Annotated in this window: 20 protein-coding genes; 10 read left to right on the top strand and 10 right to left on the bottom strand. The window is 47.6% G+C overall.

All coding sequences use genetic code 11. The annotated features are described in order from the left end of the window. The first annotated feature begins 7 nt into the window (after positions 1-7). Together P3T48_RS05730 and P3T48_RS05725 are read left to right on the top strand one after the other, a co-directional pair. The gene (locus P3T48_RS05730) at positions 8-217 is read left to right on the top strand and encodes a hypothetical protein (RefSeq protein ID WP_276505970.1); all 210 of its coding nucleotides are present in this window, start codon (positions 8-10) and stop codon (positions 215-217) included. 474 nt (positions 218-691) lie between these two features. Next, positions 692-1,738, top strand: a complete 1,047-nt coding sequence (locus P3T48_RS05725; RefSeq protein ID WP_276505969.1) for a lysylphosphatidylglycerol synthase transmembrane domain-containing protein — start codon at positions 692-694, stop codon at positions 1,736-1,738. Here the strand turns inward: P3T48_RS05725 and P3T48_RS05720 are convergent. The 4 genes from P3T48_RS05720 to P3T48_RS05705 form a co-directional block, all read right to left on the bottom strand. Next, positions 1,723-2,838, bottom strand: a complete 1,116-nt coding sequence (locus P3T48_RS05720) for a carbohydrate porin (RefSeq protein ID WP_276505968.1) — start codon at positions 2,836-2,838, stop codon at positions 1,723-1,725. The genes P3T48_RS05725 and P3T48_RS05720 overlap by 16 nt on opposite strands. Before the next feature lie 123 nt (positions 2,839-2,961). Next, positions 2,962-3,576, bottom strand: a complete 615-nt coding sequence (locus tag P3T48_RS05715; RefSeq protein ID WP_276505967.1) for an aminotransferase class IV family protein — start codon at positions 3,574-3,576, stop codon at positions 2,962-2,964. Positions 3,577-3,631: 55 nt separating this feature from the next. Beyond that, a complete protein-coding gene (locus P3T48_RS05710; RefSeq protein WP_276505966.1) occupies positions 3,632-4,738 on the bottom strand; it encodes an aminodeoxychorismate synthase component I in 1,107 nt (368 codons plus the stop codon). Positions 4,739-5,388: 650 nt separating this feature from the next. After that, positions 5,389-7,680 (bottom strand): NADP-dependent malic enzyme, encoded by a 2,292-nt coding sequence (locus P3T48_RS05705; protein ID WP_276505965.1) that lies wholly within the window; start codon positions 7,678-7,680, stop codon positions 5,389-5,391. 180 nt (positions 7,681-7,860) lie between these two features. Here P3T48_RS05705 and P3T48_RS05700 point away from each other — a divergent pair, with 180 nt between their 5' ends. Further along, entirely contained in the window at positions 7,861-8,481 is a 621-nt protein-coding gene (locus P3T48_RS05700; RefSeq protein WP_276505964.1) for a TetR/AcrR family transcriptional regulator, read from the top strand. 109 nt (positions 8,482-8,590) lie between these two features. Here P3T48_RS05700 and P3T48_RS05695 read toward each other — a convergent pair whose 3' ends face one another. After that, a complete protein-coding gene (locus P3T48_RS05695) occupies positions 8,591-9,529 on the bottom strand; it encodes a GNAT family N-acetyltransferase (protein ID WP_276505963.1) in 939 nt (312 codons plus the stop codon). A gap of 123 nt (positions 9,530-9,652) precedes the next feature. Between P3T48_RS05695 and P3T48_RS05690 the strand changes: the two genes are divergently transcribed. The 7 genes from P3T48_RS05690 (at position 9,653) to P3T48_RS05660 (ending at position 16,180) form a co-directional block, all read left to right on the top strand. Then, positions 9,653-10,429 carry a Rossmann-like and DUF2520 domain-containing protein gene (locus tag P3T48_RS05690; protein WP_022251430.1) on the top strand — a complete coding sequence of 259 codons (777 nt, stop codon included), beginning with the start codon at positions 9,653-9,655 and terminating at the stop codon, positions 10,427-10,429. A gap of 13 nt (positions 10,430-10,442) precedes the next feature. Further along, entirely contained in the window at positions 10,443-10,961 is a 519-nt protein-coding gene (locus P3T48_RS05685; RefSeq protein WP_022251429.1) for a KdsC family phosphatase, read from the top strand. A 65-nt stretch (positions 10,962-11,026) separates the two neighbouring features. After that, positions 11,027-11,650 (top strand): Maf-like protein, encoded by a 624-nt coding sequence (locus P3T48_RS05680; RefSeq protein ID WP_276505962.1) that lies wholly within the window; start codon positions 11,027-11,029, stop codon positions 11,648-11,650. A 132-nt stretch (positions 11,651-11,782) separates the two neighbouring features. After that, positions 11,783-12,247 carry a Fur family transcriptional regulator gene (locus tag P3T48_RS05675; RefSeq protein ID WP_158462790.1) on the top strand — a complete coding sequence of 155 codons (465 nt, stop codon included), beginning with the start codon at positions 11,783-11,785 and terminating at the stop codon, positions 12,245-12,247. Between the two features lie 38 nt (positions 12,248-12,285). Continuing rightward, positions 12,286-13,560: an adenylosuccinate synthase gene (locus P3T48_RS05670; protein ID WP_276505961.1), complete on the top strand. Its 1,275-nt coding sequence runs from the start codon at positions 12,286-12,288 to the stop codon at positions 13,558-13,560. A gap of 109 nt (positions 13,561-13,669) precedes the next feature. Continuing rightward, positions 13,670-15,031 carry a histidine--tRNA ligase gene (gene hisS, locus P3T48_RS05665; RefSeq protein ID WP_276505960.1) on the top strand — a complete coding sequence of 454 codons (1,362 nt, stop codon included), beginning with the start codon at positions 13,670-13,672 and terminating at the stop codon, positions 15,029-15,031. Positions 15,032-15,184: 153 nt separating this feature from the next. After that, on the top strand, positions 15,185-16,180 hold the full coding sequence (locus P3T48_RS05660) for a rhamnogalacturonan acetylesterase (protein WP_276505959.1): 996 nt from the start codon (positions 15,185-15,187) through the stop codon (positions 16,178-16,180). 347 nt (positions 16,181-16,527) lie between these two features. Here P3T48_RS05660 and P3T48_RS05655 read toward each other — a convergent pair whose 3' ends face one another. The 5 genes from P3T48_RS05655 to P3T48_RS05635 all read right to left on the bottom strand — a co-directional run bounded on the left by P3T48_RS05655 (position 16,528) and on the right by P3T48_RS05635 (position 22,297). Next, complete coding sequence (locus P3T48_RS05655; protein ID WP_276505958.1) at positions 16,528-17,697, bottom strand: double zinc ribbon domain-containing protein; 1,170 nt, start codon at positions 17,695-17,697, stop codon at positions 16,528-16,530. Between the two features lie 219 nt (positions 17,698-17,916). After that, positions 17,917-18,615, bottom strand: a complete 699-nt coding sequence (locus P3T48_RS05650) for a glycoside hydrolase family 25 protein (protein WP_276505956.1) — start codon at positions 18,613-18,615, stop codon at positions 17,917-17,919. A gap of 63 nt (positions 18,616-18,678) precedes the next feature. After that, complete coding sequence (locus P3T48_RS05645) at positions 18,679-19,374, bottom strand: hypothetical protein (protein WP_276505955.1); 696 nt, start codon at positions 19,372-19,374, stop codon at positions 18,679-18,681. A 90-nt stretch (positions 19,375-19,464) separates the two neighbouring features. After that, complete coding sequence (locus P3T48_RS05640) at positions 19,465-20,775, bottom strand: Na+/H+ antiporter NhaC family protein (protein WP_276505954.1); 1,311 nt, start codon at positions 20,773-20,775, stop codon at positions 19,465-19,467. Between the two features lie 25 nt (positions 20,776-20,800). After that, complete coding sequence (locus P3T48_RS05635; RefSeq protein ID WP_276505953.1) at positions 20,801-22,297, bottom strand: UxaA family hydrolase; 1,497 nt, start codon at positions 22,295-22,297, stop codon at positions 20,801-20,803. Positions 22,298-22,326: the final 29 nt, after the last annotated feature.

Below are 22,326 nucleotides of genomic sequence, written 5' to 3'. Positions count from 1 at the left end.
AAATAATATGATTGAATTATTCAATGAATGTTTTCCACCCGTCATGGACGGAGTGTCGCTCACAGTAAGCAACCTGGCACGCTGCCTGTATCAGCAGGGGAAAGACGTGACTGTAATTACACCGGAAATGCCTGGTATCGACGAGGCTCAGTTGCCTTATCAGGTCTTACAGTACCATTCGGTTTCTGTGCCGGGACGCCGGCCTTACCGATATTAACATTTAATTGACCGACAACAAAATAGATGGGTCATTTAAGCGTTATTATAGAATAGAGGAGTTATTCAAAAGATTCATCTCAGGAGATTTCTTAGGAATTTAGGAGTTTTTCCAGAAGTTAAGGAGTTAAGACGAAAGCTTTTGAGGACAATGTTTTGTTAAGGAGTTAAGACAAATGTCTTTTTTCAAGAATTAGAGAATTCATATCTGCGCATTTGATTTAATGAGAACCAACGGTCGCTGGCTGAAGGGTAAAGCAATTACAGGAAGCATTGCGTTTGATAATCAACCGACAACGTGCTGCTTATGATTCGAATATCAAGCAAGTTTTCAGCAGCTAAATGGTGGCTTTAGTCGCCCAATTCTCTAATATCTCATTAATTCCATATCAGCAAGAGATTCTCAAATTCTCTAATTCTTGACAAAAATGTTTTTCTTAACTCCTTAGTGACGGTGAAAAAAGAAGGAACAGATATGAAGAAATGGCATTTGTGGTTGGCGGCATCCATAGGACTGGTGGTTATCGCTGGAATGATGATCAGAGAGTTCGATGTGGATGCATTGAGCAGTATCGACTTGTCTCCGGAATTCTTTCTCGGAGTAGGAATGGCTGTGGGACTTTTCGCCTTGCAGAACCTGATGCTCAGTCTGCGGTTTCAGCATCTCTGCCATCGCAGGCTGTCGCTCATGCAGAGCTTTCGGGTCAACGTGCTTTGCGAGTTCACCTCGGCTGTCACTCCCTCGGCTGTAGGCGGTAGCGGACTGGCTTTCGTGTATCTGAACCGCGAGGGCGTGACGATGGGAAGAAGCATCTTCACCATGTTTGCTGCTCTACTGGCCGACGAGGCTTTTCTGGCCGTGAGCTGCAGTCTGCTGTATTTCCTCGTGCCCTCGCATCTGCTCTTCAGTATGGTTGACGGCGTGGGCGTATCGGCCGATGTTGTCAACGAATGGATCAAGGGCGGCGTGCAGGTGGTCTTCATCGTGAGCACGCTTATTGTAGCCGTATGGACAGTCATTCTGTATGTGCTGCTCCTGCATCGTCCACAGAGTTTGGGATGGGTGCTGAAGGCTTGTTGCAAGATTTCTGTGCTGCGCCGATTCCTGCCCAAGGTGGAGAAATTCTCTGTCGACATGACTCTGGCTTCGGAAGAAGCCCGACAGGAAGGATGGCGATTCTGGCTGCTGCTGATGGGGTATACTTCATTGGCTTGGTTGGCACGATTTGCCATCGTCGTGGCTATCCTGCTGGCTTTTCAATGCCATGGAAACATGCTCCTGGCCTGGTGCCGACAGTGGGTGATGTGGATGATTTCCATCCTGAGTCCTACGCCGGGAGGAAGTGGTGTGGCTGAGCTGATGTTCCGCCTGTATTACTCCGACTATCTGCCCGAAGCATCGGTTGCCATCCTTGCCGCCATGCTCTGGAGGGCTGTCTTTTATTATCCCTTCTTGGTGATGGGCACACTGGTGTTGCCCAAGTGGATAGGCAGGAATGGAACCCGTCAGAAATTGAGATAGAGGCGGGCGCTGAGCGCGGTGAAGTTGCCGTCGTCGTTGTGAATGAACTGGAAGGAAGGCTGCACGGCTATGGCCTTGGTGAGTTGTCGTTTCCAGGTGAGTTCCAGCGAGTATTCATCGCCTTGCTGGAATTGGGCGTATTGTCCCGACACGCCGCACTCGTTCTTCGTGTCCAGATAGGCGCCGCCTATCTCTGCATAGCGGTAGCAGGCGTTCTTGCGGCTTGAATTCTCTGAATATTGCACCATGCACAAGATATTCTTTTCGCCCGATGTCCACAACTTCTGCTCTCCATAGAGCCACCAGGCAAAGGTGGTTCGCGCCAATGAATTCTCATCCGTCGAGGTTTTGTTCGGCGTATTCTCATCTGTCGTAGTTCCATTTACTGAAGTTCCATTTGTTTGAGTCATTGTCGAGGCTGTTTCGTCTTCCGTGACGAAGGGCTGCTGTCGGGTGTGAACAGCTATGCCGGCATAATATTCTCCGCGGCGATGGGTGTACTCTATCTGCGAAATATTGAAGATGCCGTCCGTCTTGGGTTTTATCAGGAACGGATTGTCGTGGGCTGTCCAGCCATTGTAGCCTGTGCCGTTGTAAAGGCTGTTGCGGAACGTCCATCCCTTTTTGGTGATGTCGAAGTAAAGGGTGAGTCCTGAAAAGGGATAGTTGGCTATGGGATAGCTGGCAGCCACCGTGGGAAAGATGCCACAGGAGCTGTTGGTAAAGAGCGCCGTGATGGGGGATGTGAAGAAGTCTTCGTTCACATTCCTCACACCTATAAACAGATGGCCCGAGTTCCACTGGTGCATGAAGCCTAAGACGGCAATGGCCGCCAGCATGTTGTCGGCATCGATGTTGGAGAATCCCTGCCAGTCACCAATGACGCTTTCGCCGGTCTTGGCGAGGTGGAGCGTGGCTGCCTCTATGGTGTTTCTGTCGCTTCCTAAAGGAACACTCAGGTCAAGGCGCAACTGGTTGACCCAGTTGGTGTTCTTGTTCATGTCCCATTGCCATTCTGTAGTATATTGTCCGCTCAGTTCCTGTGCCTGCAGCATACTGGTGGCTATACATCCTAAAATAATCAAATAAATTCTCTTCATTCTTAATGTTTTTGTATTTTATTGTATTTATTCTTCTGGCTTAGAAACTTGTATCAGTCTCTTTTTTTTGTGTCTCTTGGTTAGGGTGTTGGGGCTTGCCCCAAGAGTGTGTTTTTTAAACTTCTATAACTCTAAAAATCGTCGGAAGTCGAGTTTCGTGTTTATGATTTCTATTTCTCCGAAGTCGATCATAGCATTGAAGAGTCTTGTCTTTTCTGAATTTTTCAGGTCTTCGGGAGTAAGGTCTTTCTCGGTGATGGCGCCTTGGGCTAAGAGAAATTCACGCTTGGTGCCAGCAAGCAAGGGGTGGGAGGGTGTGAGCCATTGATGTCCGTCGAAGATGGCGAGATTCGTGAACGAGGTATCTGTGATGAGTCCGTTCTTTACGATGACGATGTCATCGCAATCACCTTTCAGGGTTGTCAGTCGATTGATCTCAGAACGGTCTGTACTTTTGTAGCTATAGTCGATGTTGTCAGCCTCGATAACCATTAATGTCTGTATCGTGCGCATGGCATAGGGAGCGTACTCTACTGCTTCTACACCCTGTTCGCTGTAGACTACCCGACACTTGGAAAGCTGCATGTCGGCCCGTGGTGCGATGAGTTGGGCGAGGCTGGGCATGGCACTTAGGGAAGGAAAAAAGTGACGGATGGTTCGCTCCATTCTTGCCTGGTGATAGGGAAGGGCCATGACTTCGCCTTTCTTTATCTTAATGGTTTCTACGAATTGGTTCATATGTTTAATGTTCAATTTTCAATGTTTAATGCTCAATGTTTAATAGTCCTACCTTTTATCCAATAAGGCTGTTGCTTAACTCCTTAACTCCAGAGAACTCTCCTATCGGAATATATATTTTCTGTAACACCTCCAGGAACTCTTTTCGGCAGTCGCTCTTTGAAGTGATTCCTCCACCAGCCTTGAAGTACATTCCATCAGTACCTTGTTCTAAGAATCTGATCATCACAGCCGAGTTGAGCTCGCCATTCTGACAGATGCCCATGATACCTGTGTAGAATCCTCGTTCGTAACCCTCAGCCTCATGGATAATCTGCATGGTCTTGTCCTTAGGAGCACCCGTGATAGAGCCTGCGGGCAACTGGGATTCCAAAATGTCACCAAGATGCTTCATGTAGTTGGCGGGAAGTCGACCGCTTATTTCTGAACTTGTCTGCAGTATGTCACCCTTATTGGTGTGCAGTATGTCGATGTAGCGGTAGCGGTCCACTTTGACGTCATCTGCCACTCGGCTCAGGTCGTTGCGTATCAAGTCAACGATTGTGGCATGTTCTGCTGCCTCTTTCTTGTCTGCCATCAGTATCTCTGCTGCATTGGGTGTGGAGGCTTCGAGTGTTCCCTTCATGGGATAAGAGTAAATCCTTCCGTTCCTGATTTTGACAAACGTCTCTGGAGAGAAACAGACAAACTGATCTTCTCGGCACGGGATGGAAGTGCTCGCTGTTTTCATTCTTTCAGTTCCCGACGGTTCCCTTTTTGTTGAAGTCATTCCTCTCCATAGCAGTTTGTATTTTCCCCGGGCGTGGAGGAAAATGTCGTGGAGCGAGAGATTGCAGCTCACGGGTACCTTACAGGTGAGATTGGTGAGATAGCTGTTTCCCTGCATGATGTTGCGCTTTACGATATCGAAGCTGTGCTTGTAATCCTCGAAGCGGGGCGGCGTCATCCGCCAGGTAATGGGACTGGATAGTGGAGAAGCTATCTCTTGAGATGGATTATCTGTGAGATTGTTCATTCCTTCGAAATCATAAAGGCATATTTCTGGATTGATGTCAGCCAGTGGCTCTATGAAAGCTTGGTTGCCCAGATAGTCGATGACAAAGAGAAAGGGCTTGCCTTCCTTGCCTAATTGATTGATGCGATGGATGATTTCTTTTCTCATATGATGCGATTCTACAATGGGATTATTAGAATAATCAGAATGCAAAGATACGATATTTTTGCGAAATGGAAAAAAAACAGCGTCAAAGAATATGGTTGATGCTAAAAAACAATTGCGAAAGACAAAAAAAAGCGATGACCTTCACAGGCTACCGCTCCAAATCTTCAATAGGTATTAGTTCCTTTTAAGGTAAAAAGATTGTTTTCAGGATAACGATGGCAAAGATACGACCTTTTTTTGATACAGCCAAACTTTTTCTTGTTTATTTTTTGATGTTTTTGCTGTGTGGGCGCACAATTCGCTTTATTAACAGAATTTAACTTGAAAAATTGTGCAATCGTTTACATTAGGCTCCTTTTTGATAATTTTAAGTTAGCGAGTTTTAAGTTGATAAGTGTTATGAAAAAGAAAATAAAAAAAGTGCAAAAGCCGTTGTTCACGACTCTTGCACTTTATTTTTACTTCCTCAACTTTTTGCAGGTGTACGCAAGTTAAGAGAAGTTGTCTTTTGTGAGAAGTTACCACTCCCTTCGATTGTTAGAAGTTAAAGCCAACAACTTTGGAGGAAATGTTTAATTTCTATTCCACTAAAGCATTTGTCTTAACTCCTTAACTTCTTCAACTCCAGAGAAAATCTCCTGAAAAGCCTCTTACTGCTTGTTGTTCTTGATCTTCTCCACGTAGGCGTCGATGACAGCCACGGCTGTGATGTTGACGATGTCTTGCACGCTTCCCTCAGAGTCGGTGAAGTGGATAGGCTTGTTAAGACCCATCTGGATAGGACCAATGATCTCGGCTTCTGGGTTGAGAGCCTGCAGGAGCTTGTAAGAAGCGTTGGCGCTGCTCAGGTTAGGGAATACCAATGTGTTGACATCTTTGCCCTTGAGGCGAGAGAATGGATATTTTTCATCGCGCAATTGCTTGTTGAGTGCGTAGTTGACCTGCATCTCGCCGTCGATGGCAAGGTCGGGGTAAACCTTCTGCATCTCTGCCACAGCCTTGTGAACCTTGACAGGTGAACCTGCAGCATCGGTACCGAAGTTGGAGTAGCTCAGCATGGCGATGACAGGTTCCTCATTGAAGAACTTCACGGTGTGAGCCGACAACTTGGCGATATCGGTAAGCACGTCCTCGTCGGGGTGACGGTTGATCAATGTATCAGCTATATAGAATACTCCCTTCTGGGTGTTGAGAATGTGCATGGTGCCGAAAGTCTTGAACTCAGGACGAATGCCGATGACTTCCTTTGCCACCTTGATCGTGTTGGAGTACTTGGTGTAAAGACCGGTGATGAAGGCATCAGCGTCGCCTTGCTCTACGAGTGACATACCGAAGTAGTTGCGCTCATACATCTTGTCGTAAGCCTCCTCGAAGGTGTAACCCTCGCGGGCACGCTTCTCTGCCAGGTGCTTGGCAAATGTGGCACGACGACCCTGCTCATTGTCTGCACGCATATCGATAATCTCGATGTCGCTCAAGTCGAGCTTCAGACGAGAAGCCACACGGTTCAGACGATCGGGGTTGCCCAGCAAGATAGGCTGGCAAATACCTTCGGCCTTGGCCTGTACGGCTGCTTTCAGCATGGTGGGGTTGCCGCCTTCGGCGAATACCACGCGCTGAGGATGCAGGCGGGCTGTGTCGTGCAACTTGCGGGTGAGTTTTGTCTCCTGACCTAAGAGCTCACGCAGGTGCTGCTTGTAGCCTTCCCAGTCGGTGATAGGTGTGCGGGCTACACCGCTTTCCATAGCAGCCTTGGCTACGGCTGCACTCACCTCTGTGATAAGGCGTGGGTCTACAGGTTTTGGAATGAAGTATTTAGGACCGAAGGTCAGGTCGTTGACGTGGTAAACATCGTTCACCACATCTGGAACAGGCTGCTTGGCCAAATCGGCGATGGCATGTACGGCAGCCATCTTCATCTCCTCGTTGATGGCACGTGCGTGAACATCGAGCGCACCACGGAAGATGTATGGGAATCCGATCACGTTGTTGATCTGGTTTGGATAATCGCTGCGGCCTGTTGACATCAATACGTCTGGACGGCTTGCCATAGCATCCTCGTAGCTAATTTCAGGTACGGGGTTGGCGAGGGCGAAGACGATAGGAGAGTCCGCCATCGAGCGAATCATGTCCTGAGAGAGGACGTTGCCCTTGCTGAGTCCTACGAATACGTCGGCACCCTTCACAGCTTCCTCGAGAGTATGAACATCACGACGGTCGGTAGCGAAGAGCTTCTTCTGCTCGGTCAGGTTCTCACGGTCGCTGGTGATGACGCCCTTGGAGTCGAGCATCACAATATTCTTTACCTGTGCACCCAAAGCCACATAGAGCTTGGTACAGCTGATGGCTGCAGCTCCGGCTCCGTTGACTACGATCTTTACGTCAGCAATATTTTTGCCTGCTACCTCAAGGGCATTCTTGAGACCTGCAGCCGAGATGATGGCTGTGCCATGCTGATCGTCGTGCATCACAGGAATGTCAAGGGTGCGCTTGAGTCTGTCCTCTATATAGAAGCATTGTGGAGCCTTGATGTCCTCAAGATTGATTCCACCGAAGGTAGGAGCAATTTTCTCTACAGCTTCGCAGAATTTCTCGGGGTCTTTCTCTGCCACCTCGATGTCGAACACGTCGATTCCACCATAAATTTTAAACAGCAGACCCTTTCCTTCCATTACAGGCTTGCCACTCATGGCACCAATGTCGCCAAGTCCCAGTACGGCTGTTCCGTTACTGATAACTGCCACTAAGTTGCCTTTGTCTGTGTACTTATAGACTGAGTCTGGGTTTTGCTGGATTTCCAAACATGGATAGGCTACACCAGGAGAGTAAGCCAAACTCAAGTCGGTTTGGGTGTGGTAAGGTTTGGTTGGCTTTACCTCGATTTTGCCAGGTCGATTGTTCTCGTGATAGGCGAGAGCTGCCTCTTTAGAAATTTTTACCATAATTATATAGCGGTTTAAAGTTTTATATTCTTACAAAAATTATGCTTTTTGTGCACAATCTCATATTTTTTGTGCAAAGGTAATAAAAAACTAATGAATAATGGTAGGTTTCTTTGATTTTTTTTGTAACTTTGCGAAGAAAAAAAGTCGAAACAAGAAAGAAAACATTCGAATACTGCAATGAACATAACAAATGACTATAGGCGTGAACTGAAAAGCAAAATTATTGAATACGCCATGAATGAGTTTCGTCAGAGGGGAATTAAAGCTGTGAAAATGGATGAGATTTCTCGGGGGCTTCATGTGTCTAAGCGTACTGTGTACGAGATTTTTGGCGACAAGGAGGAACTGCTGTTGGCTGGTATAAGAGCTCAGGATGAGGAACTTAGAAGAATGCTTGATCAATTTGCTTCTGAGAATAATCACAATGTGATTGATATCATTTGTTATTTCTATCGCGTGCAGATGGAGTTATGTGAGCAGGTGGGCGTCAAGTTTTATGAGGAGATACAGCACATGCCTCGTGTGGTGGCTTACATGAAGTCTGTTCACGAACATGAGGTGGAGGACAGAATGCGCTTCTATGAGTGTGGGGTGAAGGAGGGCTTGTTCCGTAGTGATATTGACTATCCTTTTATCTCGAATGTGGGGTACATCACCATGAATGAGATTATGCACCTTCAGCTTTACCGCATGTATTCCATGCAGACCATCTTCGACAATTTCTTTATGGTCATCGTTCGGGGAATCTGCACGGAGCGGGGACTCGAATTGCTTAACAGAGGAATGGGGCACGCATAGCGGAGCCCTTTTTTCGTGTCCTTTTCTTACTGCTGTTTTTTTACGTTTTTGTCTTAAAAAACTTTGTTCGTTTTTTAGCAAGTTTGAAAGTCGTAGAAATAATATCGAATTATTTGTCCTTGTACAGCCATGACAGGATTTTGTTGATGGTGTGGCTGTAGAAACGGAACCATCTGTACTTGGAGACAGGTTTTCCGCCAAAGCTGAGAATGAATTCACGGAAAGGATTCCTGTGCCAGGGAAGTCCTACATCCATAAAGTAGATGTGGTTATAATCGTGCTCGTAGGCATATTGTATGGCGTTCCATACGACCATGGTGTCAGGATGGAGCATGGAATAGGTCTTTCTTTTGGCGGCTAAGAAGCACAGGTAGGCATTGCCTCCGGAGTAGACACAGGCGCAGCCGCCTATGTTTTTCCCTCCATAGGTGGTAAGGAAAATCTTGGCATTGTGGCTCTTTGCCATTTCTTGGAAATATTGCTCGTTGGGAATATGTCGGCGAGGCTTGAAACGGTAGTATCGTTTCAGCAGTTGATGGAACGAGTGGATGTCTTCCCTATTGGTTGCTGTCTGGGTAATGATACCCTTGTCTTTCAGCTTTTTGATGCGCTGCTGTATTTTCTCTGAGAGCCTTTCCTCGGGCGCCTTGCTGTGGAGCGAGTTGTGAACCTCCTGCCAGACAACGGGGAAGTAGCCATGCTGCCTGAAAGCGCGGTAGCCAAACATTTTCTTTCTGATGCCCGAGAACTCAATGTACAGACACAGTCGGCGGTCGAGCCGCAGAGTGATGGCCTGCAGCATTTTGCAGAAGAGCTCCTCCTTGTAGGCTTCGTTGGCATAGATTCCTTCCTCGTGCGCGTGCGCGTGTGTATATATAAAAGGAGGAAACCAATTTCCCTTTCTGTTCACTGCCACAAGAAGCTGCGCCAAAGTCTGTCCCTCTTTGTTGGAAACTACAACCATATAGGGAGTACAGCCGGGAGTCTGTTCGTAGATAATAAACAACTCACGGCTGTGAAAGTAGTTGCCTTCAAGAAGAGTTGGCAAGTCTTTCGATTTTGTATAAATATCAATACAACATTCGTTCACATGGCAAAAATAATAAATTATTTCTAAAAAAGCAAGTATGATGCCTCTCATATCCAATCTTTTTAGTATTTTTGCACTATTATGAAAGTAATATTGATTGGAGCGGGCCGGTTAGCCACTAATTTGGGCAAGGCTCTCTTGGAGGCAGGACACGATATCCTGCAGGTTTATAGTCGCACGATGGAGTCGGCCAGCGCCTTGGCAACGCTTGCTGGTGGAGCTCCTGTTACCGAAATAGAAAAGGTGCGCAAGGATGCTGATGTGTATATTATCTCAGTGAAGGACAGTGTGTTGCCCGATCTTGTGCAGGCGCTCTGTTCGGGCAGGAGTACGAAGGTCTTTCTTCATACAGCAGGTTCGGTCAACATGGACGTGTTTGCAGGCATGGCGCTTCATTATGGTGTTTTCTATCCTATGCAGTCGTTCTCGAAAGAGAAGACGGTTTCTTTCCATGATATTCCCTGTTTCGTAGAGGCCAATGACGACTATGCCCGCGATGTGCTGATGCAGTTGGCTCAGGGGTTGACAACTAAAATCTATCAGCTATCAAGTGAGGATAGAAAGTATCTGCATCTCTCGGCTGTCTTCGCTTGTAACTTTGTAAATCATTGTTATGCAGTTAGTTATGACATTCTAAAGAAGCATGGTATTCCTTTTGATGTGATGCTTCCGCTTATCGATGAGACAGCCCGTAAGGTGCATGTGCTTACGCCTCAGGAGGCTCAGACAGGACCTGCTGTCAGGTACGACCAGAATGTTATTCGTGCACAGTCTTCGCTCTTGCGCGACAATCCCTTGCTCAAGGACATCTACGAGCGTATGAGTATGAACATCCACAGAATGAGTGAGGAGAAGTAAACAGAATACGATTATGATCAATTACGATTTGACAAAGATAAAGACCGTGATATTTGATGTCGACGGCGTACTTTCACGACAGACCATTACCCTCTCTGCCGCGGGAGAACCCCTGCGTACAGTCAACATACAGGATGGTTATTCCATCCAGTTGGCTCAAAAATTGGGGCTCCGAATCGCCATCATAACAGGTGGCACCACCGAGGCCGTACGTAAGCGTTATGCCGGACTCGGAGTGGAGGATATTTACATGGGGTGTGCTGTCAAGGTTACTACCTATAAGGATTTCCTGACCCGTTATGGTCTGCAGGATGAGGAAGTTATCTATGTGGGTGACGATATTCCTGATTACGAAATCATGCGCCTTTGCGGATGTCCTTGCTGTCCTGCCGATGCCTGTCCCGACATTAAGGGCATTTCCGCCTATGTGTCATCGCGCAAAGGAGGCGAAGGTGTGGGACGCGACATTATAGAACAGGTGTTGCGGGCACAGAACAAATGGCTAGCCGATGCTAAGGCGTTTGGATGGTAGAGGGATAAGGTGTTTGATAAGTATGTTTGGACGTTCATAATTCTGGGTTAAAGAAGATAAGATAAATGAAATATAAAATCATATTAGCGAGCAATTCGCCTCGCCGTAAGGAACTTTTAGCAGGACTCGACTTTCCTTTCGAGGTAAGGGTGATGCAGGGTATAGACGAGAGTTTTCCCGATACGCTGAATGCGTACGATACGGCTCTGTATATAGCTTGCAAGAAGGCTGATGCCTATCAATCACTTCTTGAAGAAGGTGATGATAACTTGTTGGTTCTCACTGCAGATACGGTGGTGATAGCACCATCTGATGGTTTTCTGAACGACCAGGAATGCAAGGGTGTTATCTTAGGTAAGCCTCACGATGCAGAGGAGGCTTACAGCATGTTGCGTATGTTGAGTGGAAAGACCCATCATGTGGTGACGGGCGTTTGTCTCACTACACGTGAGCTGCAACGTCAGTTCTCCGTAGTGACCGAGGTGAGTTTCAAAAAACTTGACGAGCAGGAGATCAACTATTATGTAAATCATTACAAACCCTTCGACAAGGCTGGTGCCTACGGCATCCAGGAATGGATAGGTTACGTGGGATGTGTGGGTCTCAAGGGCAGTTATTTCAATGTGATGGGACTGCCTGTGCAGCGCATTTATGAGGAACTCCGAAAGATGGAGGAACTGAAGAAATGAAGCGGAATCTCGTGGTTGCAACAGGATGTTCTTGCAGCCTAACTGGAGTAATTTAGATTTTTTAAAATAAGATTTTCCTCTATGTCGTAAATAATAAGTATCTTTGTGCGTTTTATGTAACTAACGAGTATTATGACAGACGACGTAAAGGTTCGGGTGAAGAAGGTCTTGGACGATTATCTTGAGGCCTGTCAACACCGCAAAACCCCTGAGCGTTATGCTATTTTGGATGCTGTGTACAGCATTGACAAGCATTTCACGCTGGAAGAATTGGGGGAGTATTTATCAAAGAGTGGCTTTCGTGTAAGCCGTGCTACGCTTTACAATACGATTCATCTCCTGGTAGAGTTGAAGCTTGTCGTAAGGCATGGATTGGCGCAAGGCACTAAGTACGAAGCGTCTTTAGGGCGCGAGAATCATGTGCACCAAGTGTGTACGGTTTGCGGAGGTGTGACCGATATTGACGCACCTTTAGTGACTCAGGCCATTGGACAGACGCAGTTGCACGATTTCAGGTGTGATGAGTTTGCACTCTATATCTACGGACTCTGTGCTGCCTGCCAGAACAAGCAGAAAGGCAAGGCTGCCGGTCTGTGAACATGGTAAAGAAACTTGAATAATAACAATATATAAAAATGAACACAGGTAAAGTTGATGTCCTGCTCGGATTGCAGTGGGGCGACGAAGGTAAGGGAAAGGTGGTTGACGTATTGACCCCTAAGTATGATGTCATTGCACGTTTCCAGGGTGGTCCTAATGCCGGTCATACCTTGGAGTTTGAAGGCCAGAAGTATGTGCTTCGCTCCATCCCATCAGGTATTTTTCAGGGTGGCAAGGTAAACATCATTGGTAATGGTGTGGTATTGGCTCCCGACCTTTTCATGCAGGAGGCCAAGGATCTTGAGAAGAGCGGTCACGACCTGAAGAGCCGTCTCTATATCTCTAAGAAAGCACATCTCATCATGCCTACTCATCGTGTGCTCGATGCTGCCATCGAAGCCTCTAAGGGTAAGAACAAGGTGGGAACTACAGGCAAGGGCATTGGTCCTACTTATACCGACAAGGTGAGCCGTACTGGTCTGCGTGTTGGCGATATTTTGGATAACTTCGAGGCTAAGTATGAGGCTCATAAGGCAAAGCACCTCAAGCAGATAGCTTCGCTCGGTTATACTGATTTCGATATCACAGAAGTAGAGAAGACCTGGATGGAAGGCATCGAATATCTGAAGCAGTTCCGTATGGTAGACAGCGAGGTGGAAATCAACAAGGTGTTGCGTTCTGGCAAGGATATTCTTTGCGAAGGTGCTCAGGGAACCATGCTTGATGTAGACTTCGGTTCTTATCCTTTTGTCACTTCTTCCAACACTATTTGCGCAGGAGCTTGCATCGGATTGGGCGTCGGTCCTAACAAGATAGGTAATGTATATGGTATCATGAAGGCTTACTGCACACGTGTGGGTGCTGGTCCTTTCCCAACAGAGCTCTTTGATGAGACTGGTGCCAAGATTCGTGACCTGGGGCATGAGTATGGTGCGGTGACAGGTCGTGAGCGCCGTTGTGGCTGGTGCGACTTGGTACAGCTGAAATACTCTGTCATGGTGAATGGTGTTACCGAACTGATCATGATGAAGAGCGATGTACTCGACAGCTTCGAGACTATCAAGGCTTGTGTGGCTTATAAGTTGAAGGATGGCACTGTGACAACCGATTTCCCTTACGAAATTGATGATGTAGAGCCTGTTTATAAGGAGTTCAAGGGCTGGAACACTGACATGACCCAGTTTACATCCGAGGACGAGTTCCCACAGGAGTTCAAGGACTATATAGCCTTCGTAGAGGAATTCCTCGAGACACGTATCGGCATCATCTCTATCGGTCCTGACCGTGCTCAGACCATCGTACGTAAATAATACGTAAATAATTTGATAGTGTTTAATGTTTAGTGTTGATGGTTTACTTTCTGAGTAAATCATTGCGTTAGGCATTAAACATTAAACTTTAAACAACATACAGAATTAAATGGCTCAGAAACCAAGTATTCCAAAGGGAACACGCGACTTCGGACCTGTTGAGATGGCTAAGCGCAACTACATCTTCGACACCATCAAAGAAGTCTATGCCCTTTACGGATTTCAACAAATAGAAACCCCAGCGATGGAAACACTTCAGACGCTGATGGGTAAATACGGTGAAGAGGGGGACAAGCTGCTCTTCAAGATTCTCAATTCTGGCGACTATATGAACAAGGTGAGCGACGAGGATCTTCATTCTCTCAACTCACTGAAGTTGGCAGCCAAACTCTGCGAGAAGGGGTTACGCTACGACCTTACAGTTCCTTTCGCACGCTATGTGGTACAGCATCGCGAGGAGTTGCAGTTGCCTTTCAAGCGCTATCAGATTCAGCCTGTATGGCGAGCAGACCGTCCACAGAAGGGTCGTTATCGTGAGTTCTATCAGTGCGATGCCGACGTTGTTGGTTCCGTCTCTTTGCTCAACGAGGTTGAACTGATGCAGATTGTTGACACCGTATTCACTAAGTTCGGTGTACGTGTGTGCATCAAGATCAACAACCGCAAGATCCTTACTGGCATTGCTGAGGTGATAGGCGAGGCAGAGAAGATCGTAGACATCACAGTCGCCATAGACAAGCTCGACAAGATAGGACTCGAGAAGGTGAACGAGGAACTGCGTAATGACGGAATCTCAGAGGAAGCCATCGAGAAGTTGCAGCCCATCATCTCACTTTCTGGCTCTAATGAGGAAAAACTGGAGGTCATCTCGCAGGTACTCGCGGGTTCAGAGACAGGACTGAAGGGCGTAGAGGAGACCCGCTTTATCCTTGATACGTTGAAGGCCGTAGGTTTGAACAACGAGATAGAGCTCGATCTTACCTTGGCTCGAGGATTAAACTATTATACAGGTGCTATCTTCGAGGTGAAGGCGCTCGACACACCTATGGGAAGCATCACGGGTGGTGGTCGTTACGACAACCTTACAGGAATCTTCGGACTCCCAGGTCTCAGTGGTGTAGGTATCAGCTTTGGTGCCGACCGTATCTACGATGTGCTGAATGCACTCGACCTCTATCCCAAGGAGGCTGTCAATTCTACTCAGGTGTTGTTCATCAATTTTGGCGAGACCGAGACAGCATACTGTCTGCCCATCGTGGGCAAGCTTCGCCAGGCAGGAATCCGTTCAGAAATCTTCCCCGACAAGGCAAAGATGAAGAAACAGATGAGCTACGCTAATGCCAAGAACATTCCGTTTGTTGTACTTGCGGGTGAGAATGAAATGGCTGCAGGCAAAGTGACTCTCAAGAACATGGAAAGTGGCGAGCAGACCCTCGTAACAGCTGAGGAACTGATTGCTACCGTGAAGTAGGAGAGAGGCGATTGCCCTTTACATTGAAAACAATAAGTAAATTACTTTTTACATAGCCCTCTGGTGTGAGGGCATAACTATTTCATGTCCATGGGCTGCGTGAGTAGGTCATGGATTTTTACTCTAATAAAACTAATAACAGAACAAAAAAATATGAAGAAAAAACTATCACTTTTATTATGTCTTGCAATGACGCTGTTTGTCATGACGTCGAGCACAAAGATTACAACTATCTTTGTTATTGGCGACTCTACTGCAGCCGAGAAATCTAACTTCAAGGACAATCCCGAGCGAGGCTGGGGAATGGTGTTGCAGGGATTTTTCGATGACAAGATATTGGTTGACAATCATGCTGTGAATGGTCGCAGTTCCAAGAGTTTCATCAATGAGGGACGATGGCAGAAGGTTCTCGACAGACTGAAGCCAGGTGACTATGTGTTCATCCAGTTTGGTCATAACGACGAAAAGCCTAAGCCCGATCGTCATACAGATCCGGGGTCAACTTTCGATGCCAATTTGCGTCGTTTCGTTGAGGAAACCCGTCAGAAAGGCGGCATTCCTGTATTGTTCAACTCTGTGGTTCGTCGTTGCTGGTATGCTGAGAACCTGAAGAATGACGACGATGAGAAGCTTCGCAAGACTGTGTTCGATGGAGAAGAGAAAATCAACAGCGACACCCTTATCGACACTCACGGAGCCTATGTCGTAGCCCCACGCCGTGTTGCTCAGGAGTTGAATGTTCCTTTTGTTGATGCTACAAAAATCACGCACGACATAGAGACTTCTCTCGGTATTAAGGGGAGCCGCAGCCTGCATATGTGGTATAAGCCAGGCGAGGTTCCCAGTATTCCTAAGGGCCGTATGGACAATACCCACTATAATGTTTATGGCGCGCGCATCATAGCTGGAGCCTTGGCAGATGCTATTGGTAAGGCTGTTCCTGCTCTCGGAAAGCATGTCCGTCACTACGATTATGTGGTGTCAGCAGAAGGCCGTGGCAACTTCATGACCCTTCAGGATGCTGTTAACGCTGTGCCTGCTGGTAAGAAGACAACTATCCTCATTCTGGGTGGCAAGTGGAATAAACCCACGGGCACTCAGGGCAAAAAGATAAAGTACGTGAAGTACTGGGGTGCTAAGGTGAAGTAAGCGCTTCATCCTTTACTGCAGGGAAATGATGGCAGAGTTTTCTCTGTCCAGCATTTCCCTTTCTTTTGCATTCTTTTTACTTCAATAAAAGCTGCGCCCTGATGAGCTAAAGCACAAGATTTAGATTGTGTCTTAGTTCTTCAGGGCGCATCTATCTTAACGGGCGCAAGAACTTAGTTCAACGAGCACAAGAAGTTAACTTAATCTATTCATGAAGTTAACTTAATCTGGTCATGAAGTTAACTTTATTTGGTGTCAACACCGGTTAGAACGCCATTGTCATCCGATAAGAATAAGCTTCCTTACTCCTTAAAGATGCACGTTGTTACTCCCAGAAGAAAGTATGACTATAGGTCAATCTTAGCCATGTTGAAAGATGAGATTTTGCCGTCGGGTGAGACGGTGGCTGTAATTTTGAATGTGCCTTCCTGGGTGCTGCCGTCTGTGCGGCTTACATCCTCACGGGCAGTGAACACTACCTGATACTCGTATTCCTCGTCGCCAATCTCTCGTTTCTTGATTTGATAATCGTTGTTAAGGCGCCAGTTCAGATTGGTGACGTCTTCTTTATACAACTTGTGCATAAAGGTGAGCACGTCGTTCTTGGTGGCGGCAGTCTTGCCTAAAAGTGAAGATAGGACATCTTCGCAGGTAGAGGTGAGTCCGTCCTCGTTGCGCGAGTTGATGCTCTGGAAGAACTTGCGGAATAGACTGCTGACCATTTGGCTCTCTTCGGGTTGCAGGTCGCGGCTCAAGGCTTTCTTCATGGCGTTCTCTGCCTCTTCGATATGTGATCCGTCGGTGTGCTGGTCGAGGTAAATCTGATAGGCTTCAGCCGTGTCTGCTTTCTTGGCTACCTGCCAGTCGATGGAGTCGATTTTGTTCCACGCCTCCTGTCTGTGGGGCGAGTTGGGGTATTTCTGCAAGTAGGCTTCTATTGCCTCTTTTGAACCGCTCACCATGGCGTTGGTCCAGTCGTTGTCTATGGTCTTGAGGGCGTTGAGGTGCGACATGATGGAGTCGATGTGAGCCTGGTCGGCATCCTTGTAGGTGTCGAGATAGCTCTGAAGAACGTCCGGATCGTTGCTCTGCATGGCGTATTCGTAGGCTTCCTCTTCCTGTTGCTCGTTGGCGTTGTGATAGAAATAAAAGAGTGTGCCACAAACAATGAGTGCAAAGATGAACGAGCAAATCAAGATGGTGCGGTTGGACTTCTTCTCCTGTTTGTCCTCGTTGGCAGCTGGTGATTCCGGAATAGGAGGAATGATTGTGTCTGGTTGAATTGTAGGAACTGGAGGTGTTGTTGCTCCTTTCTGCGTCGTTGGTACAGAAGGAGTGGCAACGCTTCTTGGGTTAGGACAATGACAGTTGGGACACATATTCAGATTGCTGAAATATGCAGTGCCGCAGTTGGTACAAGTGGTAATCTTGCCAGCTATCTCTACGCCACAAGTAGGACATGTGGGTGCTTTGTCGCTAACGGGGTGTCCGCATTCTGGACATTTTATAATCGCCATTTTTATTATGTTTTTTAGTTGAGTGTATATTCTTAAAATGAGATTTTCCGGGAGTTAAGACAACTGTCTTTTTTGCTGGGGATGCCAGGCATTTGTCTCCGCACTTAACATAGACCTTTACACATCCTGTATTGAGATGTATTTGGTTTTAACTTTTCTAACTACTTTTTTTATTTTACATACTTGGAAAGTTGAGTCCTTGTATTGATAGGTGAATGTTTATCGGTGCCGGAATCTGATTTCCCTGAGCCTGTGGTTGCCCATGAACCGGCTCTTGTCCACATATCCGTTGACTCCATTGAGTCTGCCTTTACCCGTGTACTGCCACATCTCGAAGTCGCGTCCGTCCTTAAGAACAGGTGTGCGCTTGGTGTACTGCGCAATCATGAGTTTATAGCTGTCGAGCTTGCCCAGAAGGTAATGATCGTAGAAGTTGGCTCCGGTATAAATGAGCGGCTTCTGCTTGTAGGCTTTCTCTACAAGCAACAGAAACTTGAAAAGGGAGTCGCAGAATTGCTCTGTGTCCATTCCGCTCTTTGTCTCGACGTCTATCATGGGCAGCAAGTCCTGATCGCCTGGACGGCATTGAGCCATGAAGTTCTCGAGCTGTGTCTGCTGTGGAATGCGAGCACGGTAAAAATGGTAAGAACCAACCTTGAGTCCGTATCTGTGGGCAAGGTCTATATTCTGTTTGTATTTGCTGTCTACATTGGTCCCTCCCTCTGTAGCCTTGAGATAAACATACGCCATTTTGGTGTTGTCGCCTACGGTTTCCCAGAACACATTTCCCTGATAGTGGCTGAGGTCGATGCCATGCACATGCTGGCAAGTATCCTCACACTGTACGAGCTGTACGAGCTGTGCGTGGGTGCTGAGGGTGAGTAGGGTGGTGATAATAGTTATGATGATTTTCTTCATAACTGCAAAGTTACTAAAAAACATGCTATCTGCCACCGAAGAGTGTGATTTTTTAGATATATTTTACTCTTCGATTTCAGAAAGCGAGTGGAATACCTTGTGGGTAAAGTTGCTGATGGTCTCAATGGGGGCATAAGTTATGTAGCGTATGCTTCGTCTGAGGCTCTTGCGCATGGTGCCTCCTGTTGTACGTACAAAGCCAGTGGCAGTCTGTTCGAACTCGATGTCTTTTGCCTCCTGCGTGTTGTAATAGAGGGAGCGTAGGGTGAGTTTGTAGGCGCCTTTTTCCACTCTGCTTACAAAGGGAATCTCGTCTTTTTCGAAGTCGAAGAAGGTGATGAGCACGCTGCCCTCCAGTTGAGCCATGCGCTGGATGTGGAGTTTGCGTAGCCAGGATTCTAACTTGATGAAGTCAACCTTGTCGCCTCTTGTTCTGAGGTATTGTCCCAACTGGATAATGCCTCTAATACTGATTCCATTGGCGAGAATTCCGTTGATGTTGCTTACCAGTAAGCGCAACAGATAGAGCGTCTCAATGGAGGTGTCGATGGAGTGGCGCTCCTCTTTTTGAATCTTGATGAGTCGTCTGTTCAGGAAACTATTGTTCATCAATACAGCTCCGGCAGGAACGGCATTGAGATTCTTCATCATCTGGGCTATCTTCTTTTTTTTGAAGACAGTCATAGGCTCCAGTTCTTCTTTGGCTCCGAAGTTGTCGGAACGTAACTGGGCGAAAAGGTTGCGCTGCAAAAAGTCCATTCTTTTACTATATTTTTAGGGGGTGTAGGTAATTATTTAATTTTGCAAGTTCAGAAGTTATCAAAGAGTTAAGCTAACCTCTTTTCTTTATCAGCTGTAACGCCGTGGATATCTGAACAGAATGGCCATTAGTGCCGCAACGCCTATGGCCATGGGGTAGTAGAGATAGGGAAGAATGTCGATGGGGCTGATGTGTGCCAGTCCTGCTGCCAGGAGCATCTGTACGCCGTACGGGATGAGTCCCTGCACGCAGCACGAGAAAGTGTCGAGGATGCTTGCGGCCTTTCGGTTGTCGACTCCGAACTTGTCGCCTATCTTCTTGGAGATATTTCCCACGGTAAGAATCGCTACGGTATTGTTGGCCGTACAGAGGTTGACGAACGACACTAGGGCAGCAATCGAGAGCTCGGCTCCCCGCTTGTTTTTGACGTGAGCAGTTATCTTGCTGATGATAAAGTTGATGCCTCCGTTCTCCCTGATGGTTTCGAGCATTCCACCAGCCATCATGGCAATGATGACGAGTTCGCCCATGCTGATGACTCCGTTTCCCATGGCCGAGAACCAACCGAAGAAATCGTATGAGTTCGGGATTCCCATGAGGTTTTCGATGATGCCTATGGCTCCGCAAAGAAGAGTTCCCTTAGTGAGAACAGCCATCACGTTCATGCCGGCAATGGCTGTGACGAGAACCAGGAGATAAGGAATCACCTTGATGTATTCTACCTCTGCCACCTGCGTAGGAGCCTTGGTTTCTGCTCCCATGATGGCGTAGACGATGAGTATGATGATGGCAGCGGGAACGACAATGAGCGAGTTGATGCGGAACTTGTCGCTCATGCGGCATTCCTGCGTCTGCGTGGCCACCACAGTGGTGTCGGAGATGAAGGAGAGGTTGTCTCCAAAGTAGGCTCCACCCACAATGACAGCTACGGTAAGCCCTATGTTGGCGTCTACCGAAAGTGCCAGTCCTGCAGCAATAGGAACGAGTGCTACTACTGTGCCCACACTTGTTCCGATGGAAAGAGAGATAAAACAAGCCGCCAGGAAGAGTCCTGGCAGAATCATGCTGGCAGGAAGGATGCTGAGAGCCAGGTTGACGGTAGCATCGACAGCTCCCATGGCCTTGGCAGATGCAGCAAATGCTCCTGCCAGCACATAAATCCAGAGCATAAGCATCAGATTACTGGCTCCGGCTCCACGGCTGTAGGTGTCGATGCGCTTCTTGATGGGCAGTCCTCCTGATATTGCCACAGCATAGATGCTGGAAATCATGAAAGCCACCGTAAGCGACAGATTGTCGCCCGAGCCGTTGCTCCTTACCGAATGGATGGTAAAGACAGCTATCAGCAGTATTAACAGAAACAATGGCGAGAGTGCCAGTAATCCTTTCTTATTGCTCATTTTTTAGTCTGTTTATTCACTTTATTTACAGCGTTACGCCGTTCTTGAAGATTGAGATTTCGCGATAGCCGTTGTACTCGTTGCGAGCTTCTTCGCCATTGGCTACTGCGATAATCTTGTCGATGAACTTGCGTACCAAGTCCTTCATTTCAGTACCTTCCACCAGTTCGCCTGCGTTGAAGTCAATCCAGTTTGGCTTGTTGCGGTAGAGGTTGCTGTTGGTGGAAATCTTCATGGTTGGTACGAAGGTGCCGAATGGCGTACCGCGACCAGTGGTGAAGAGAACCAGCTGACAGCCGGCAGAAGCAAGGGCTGTGGAAGCTACGAGGTCGTTGCCTGGTGCAGAGAGAAGGTTCAGACCCGTTGTCTCCAAACGGTCACCATACTGGAGTACACCGCTGACTGGAGCGCGACCGCACTTCTGTGTGCAACCGAGAGCCTTGTCCTCGAGTGTAGAAATACCACCCGCCTTGTTGCCTGGAGAAGGATTCTCGCCTACAGGCTCACCATGAGAGAGGAAGTACTCCTTGAAGTCGTTGATGAGGTGAACTGTCTTGTCGAAGAGTTCCTTGTTCTCGCAACGGTTCATCAGGATGGTCTCAGCGCCAAACATCTCAGGCACCTCGGTGAGGATAGAAGTTCCGCCCTGTGCCACGAGCCAGTCGGAGAACTCGCCTACCAATGGGTTGGCAGTAATTCCGCTGAATCCATCTGATCCACCGCACTTCAAACCTACGCGCAGTTTGCTGACCGAAACCTCCTGTCGCTTGTCTTCCTTGACCTGAGCATAGAGTTCGCGGAGCAGTTTCATGCCTTCCTCGAGCTCGTCGCCTTCCACTTTCTGAGTTACCAAGAGCTTGATGCGGTCTTTGTCGTAGTCGCCCAGCATCTTCATGAACTCGTCTGGCTGGTTGTTCTCGCAACCCAGGGAGAGTACGAGTACGGCGCCTGCGTTAGGGTGAAGACAGATGTCGCGAAGCACTTTGCGTGTGTTCTCGTGGTCGCCCGAAAGCTGAGAGCAGCCGAAGTTGTGGTGCCATGCGTGAATAGCGTCGATGCCCTCGCACTTGGTTTCCTGCTTGAGCAGGTCGACGAGCTTCTCGGCAATACCGTTCACACAGCCTACTGTAGGAACGACCCAAATCTCATTGCGCACACCTACCTCGCCATTCTTGCGTACATAGCCCTTGAAAGTACGGTTCTCGTTCTCGATGTTCAGGATCTCCTCTACAGGATTGTAGGTGTATTCCAAAGTTCCGGCAAGGTTGGTCTTGAGGTTGTTCTCGTTGACCCATTCTCCCTGCTTCAGGTCTTTCTTTGCATGACCGATAGGGTAGCCGTATTTCAGAATATTGGTTCCTTCAGCAGCATTGTCGATGAGGACTTTGTGTCCTGCTGGGGTGTCTTGTAACAAGGTGATGGTCTTGCCGTCAACCTCGATGATCTCGCCCTGCTTGAATGGGCGGAGACAAACCACTACCGAGTCGGCAGGGTTGATCTTGATAAAGCTTGATTGTTTCATTTTTTTGTAGGTTGTTTTTATATTGTTTT

The organism is Segatella intestinalis, from assembly GCF_029348455.1.
Taxonomy (GTDB): Bacteria; Bacteroidota; Bacteroidia; order Bacteroidales; family Bacteroidaceae; genus Prevotella.
Note: the sequence above shows the minus strand (reverse complement) of the source record. Positions and strands in the feature narration are given on the sequence as shown.

Coding starts and splice junctions, on each gene's coding strand:
- P3T48_RS05650 (WP_276505956.1), bottom strand. CDS start 18,615: ATGAAGAAAATCATCATAACTATTATCACCACCCTACTCACCCTCAGC.
- P3T48_RS05675 (WP_158462790.1), top strand. CDS start 11,783: ATGACAGACGACGTAAAGGTTCGGGTGAAGAAGGTCTTGGACGATTAT.
- P3T48_RS05725 (WP_276505969.1), top strand. CDS start 692: ATGAAGAAATGGCATTTGTGGTTGGCGGCATCCATAGGACTGGTGGTT.
- P3T48_RS05705 (WP_276505965.1), bottom strand. CDS start 7,680: ATGGTAAAAATTTCTAAAGAGGCAGCTCTCGCCTATCACGAGAACAAT.
- P3T48_RS05660 (WP_276505959.1), top strand. CDS start 15,185: ATGAAGAAAAAACTATCACTTTTATTATGTCTTGCAATGACGCTGTTT.
- hisS (WP_276505960.1), top strand. CDS start 13,670: ATGGCTCAGAAACCAAGTATTCCAAAGGGAACACGCGACTTCGGACCT.
- P3T48_RS05700 (WP_276505964.1), top strand. CDS start 7,861: ATGAACATAACAAATGACTATAGGCGTGAACTGAAAAGCAAAATTATT.
- P3T48_RS05710 (WP_276505966.1), bottom strand. CDS start 4,738: ATGAGAAAAGAAATCATCCATCGCATCAATCAATTAGGCAAGGAAGGC.
- P3T48_RS05730 (WP_276505970.1), top strand. CDS start 8: ATGATTGAATTATTCAATGAATGTTTTCCACCCGTCATGGACGGAGTG.
- P3T48_RS05635 (WP_276505953.1), bottom strand. CDS start 22,297: ATGAAACAATCAAGCTTTATCAAGATCAACCCTGCCGACTCGGTAGTG.
- P3T48_RS05715 (WP_276505967.1), bottom strand. CDS start 3,576: ATGAACCAATTCGTAGAAACCATTAAGATAAAGAAAGGCGAAGTCATG.
- P3T48_RS05640 (WP_276505954.1), bottom strand. CDS start 20,775: ATGAGCAATAAGAAAGGATTACTGGCACTCTCGCCATTGTTTCTGTTA.
- P3T48_RS05685 (WP_022251429.1), top strand. CDS start 10,443: ATGATCAATTACGATTTGACAAAGATAAAGACCGTGATATTTGATGTC.
- P3T48_RS05680 (WP_276505962.1), top strand. CDS start 11,027: ATGAAATATAAAATCATATTAGCGAGCAATTCGCCTCGCCGTAAGGAA.
- P3T48_RS05645 (WP_276505955.1), bottom strand. CDS start 19,374: ATGGACTTTTTGCAGCGCAACCTTTTCGCCCAGTTACGTTCCGACAAC.
- P3T48_RS05670 (WP_276505961.1), top strand. CDS start 12,286: ATGAACACAGGTAAAGTTGATGTCCTGCTCGGATTGCAGTGGGGCGAC.
- P3T48_RS05655 (WP_276505958.1), bottom strand. CDS start 17,697: ATGGCGATTATAAAATGTCCAGAATGCGGACACCCCGTTAGCGACAAA.
- P3T48_RS05690 (WP_022251430.1), top strand. CDS start 9,653: ATGAAAGTAATATTGATTGGAGCGGGCCGGTTAGCCACTAATTTGGGC.
- P3T48_RS05720 (WP_276505968.1), bottom strand. CDS start 2,838: ATGAAGAGAATTTATTTGATTATTTTAGGATGTATAGCCACCAGTATG.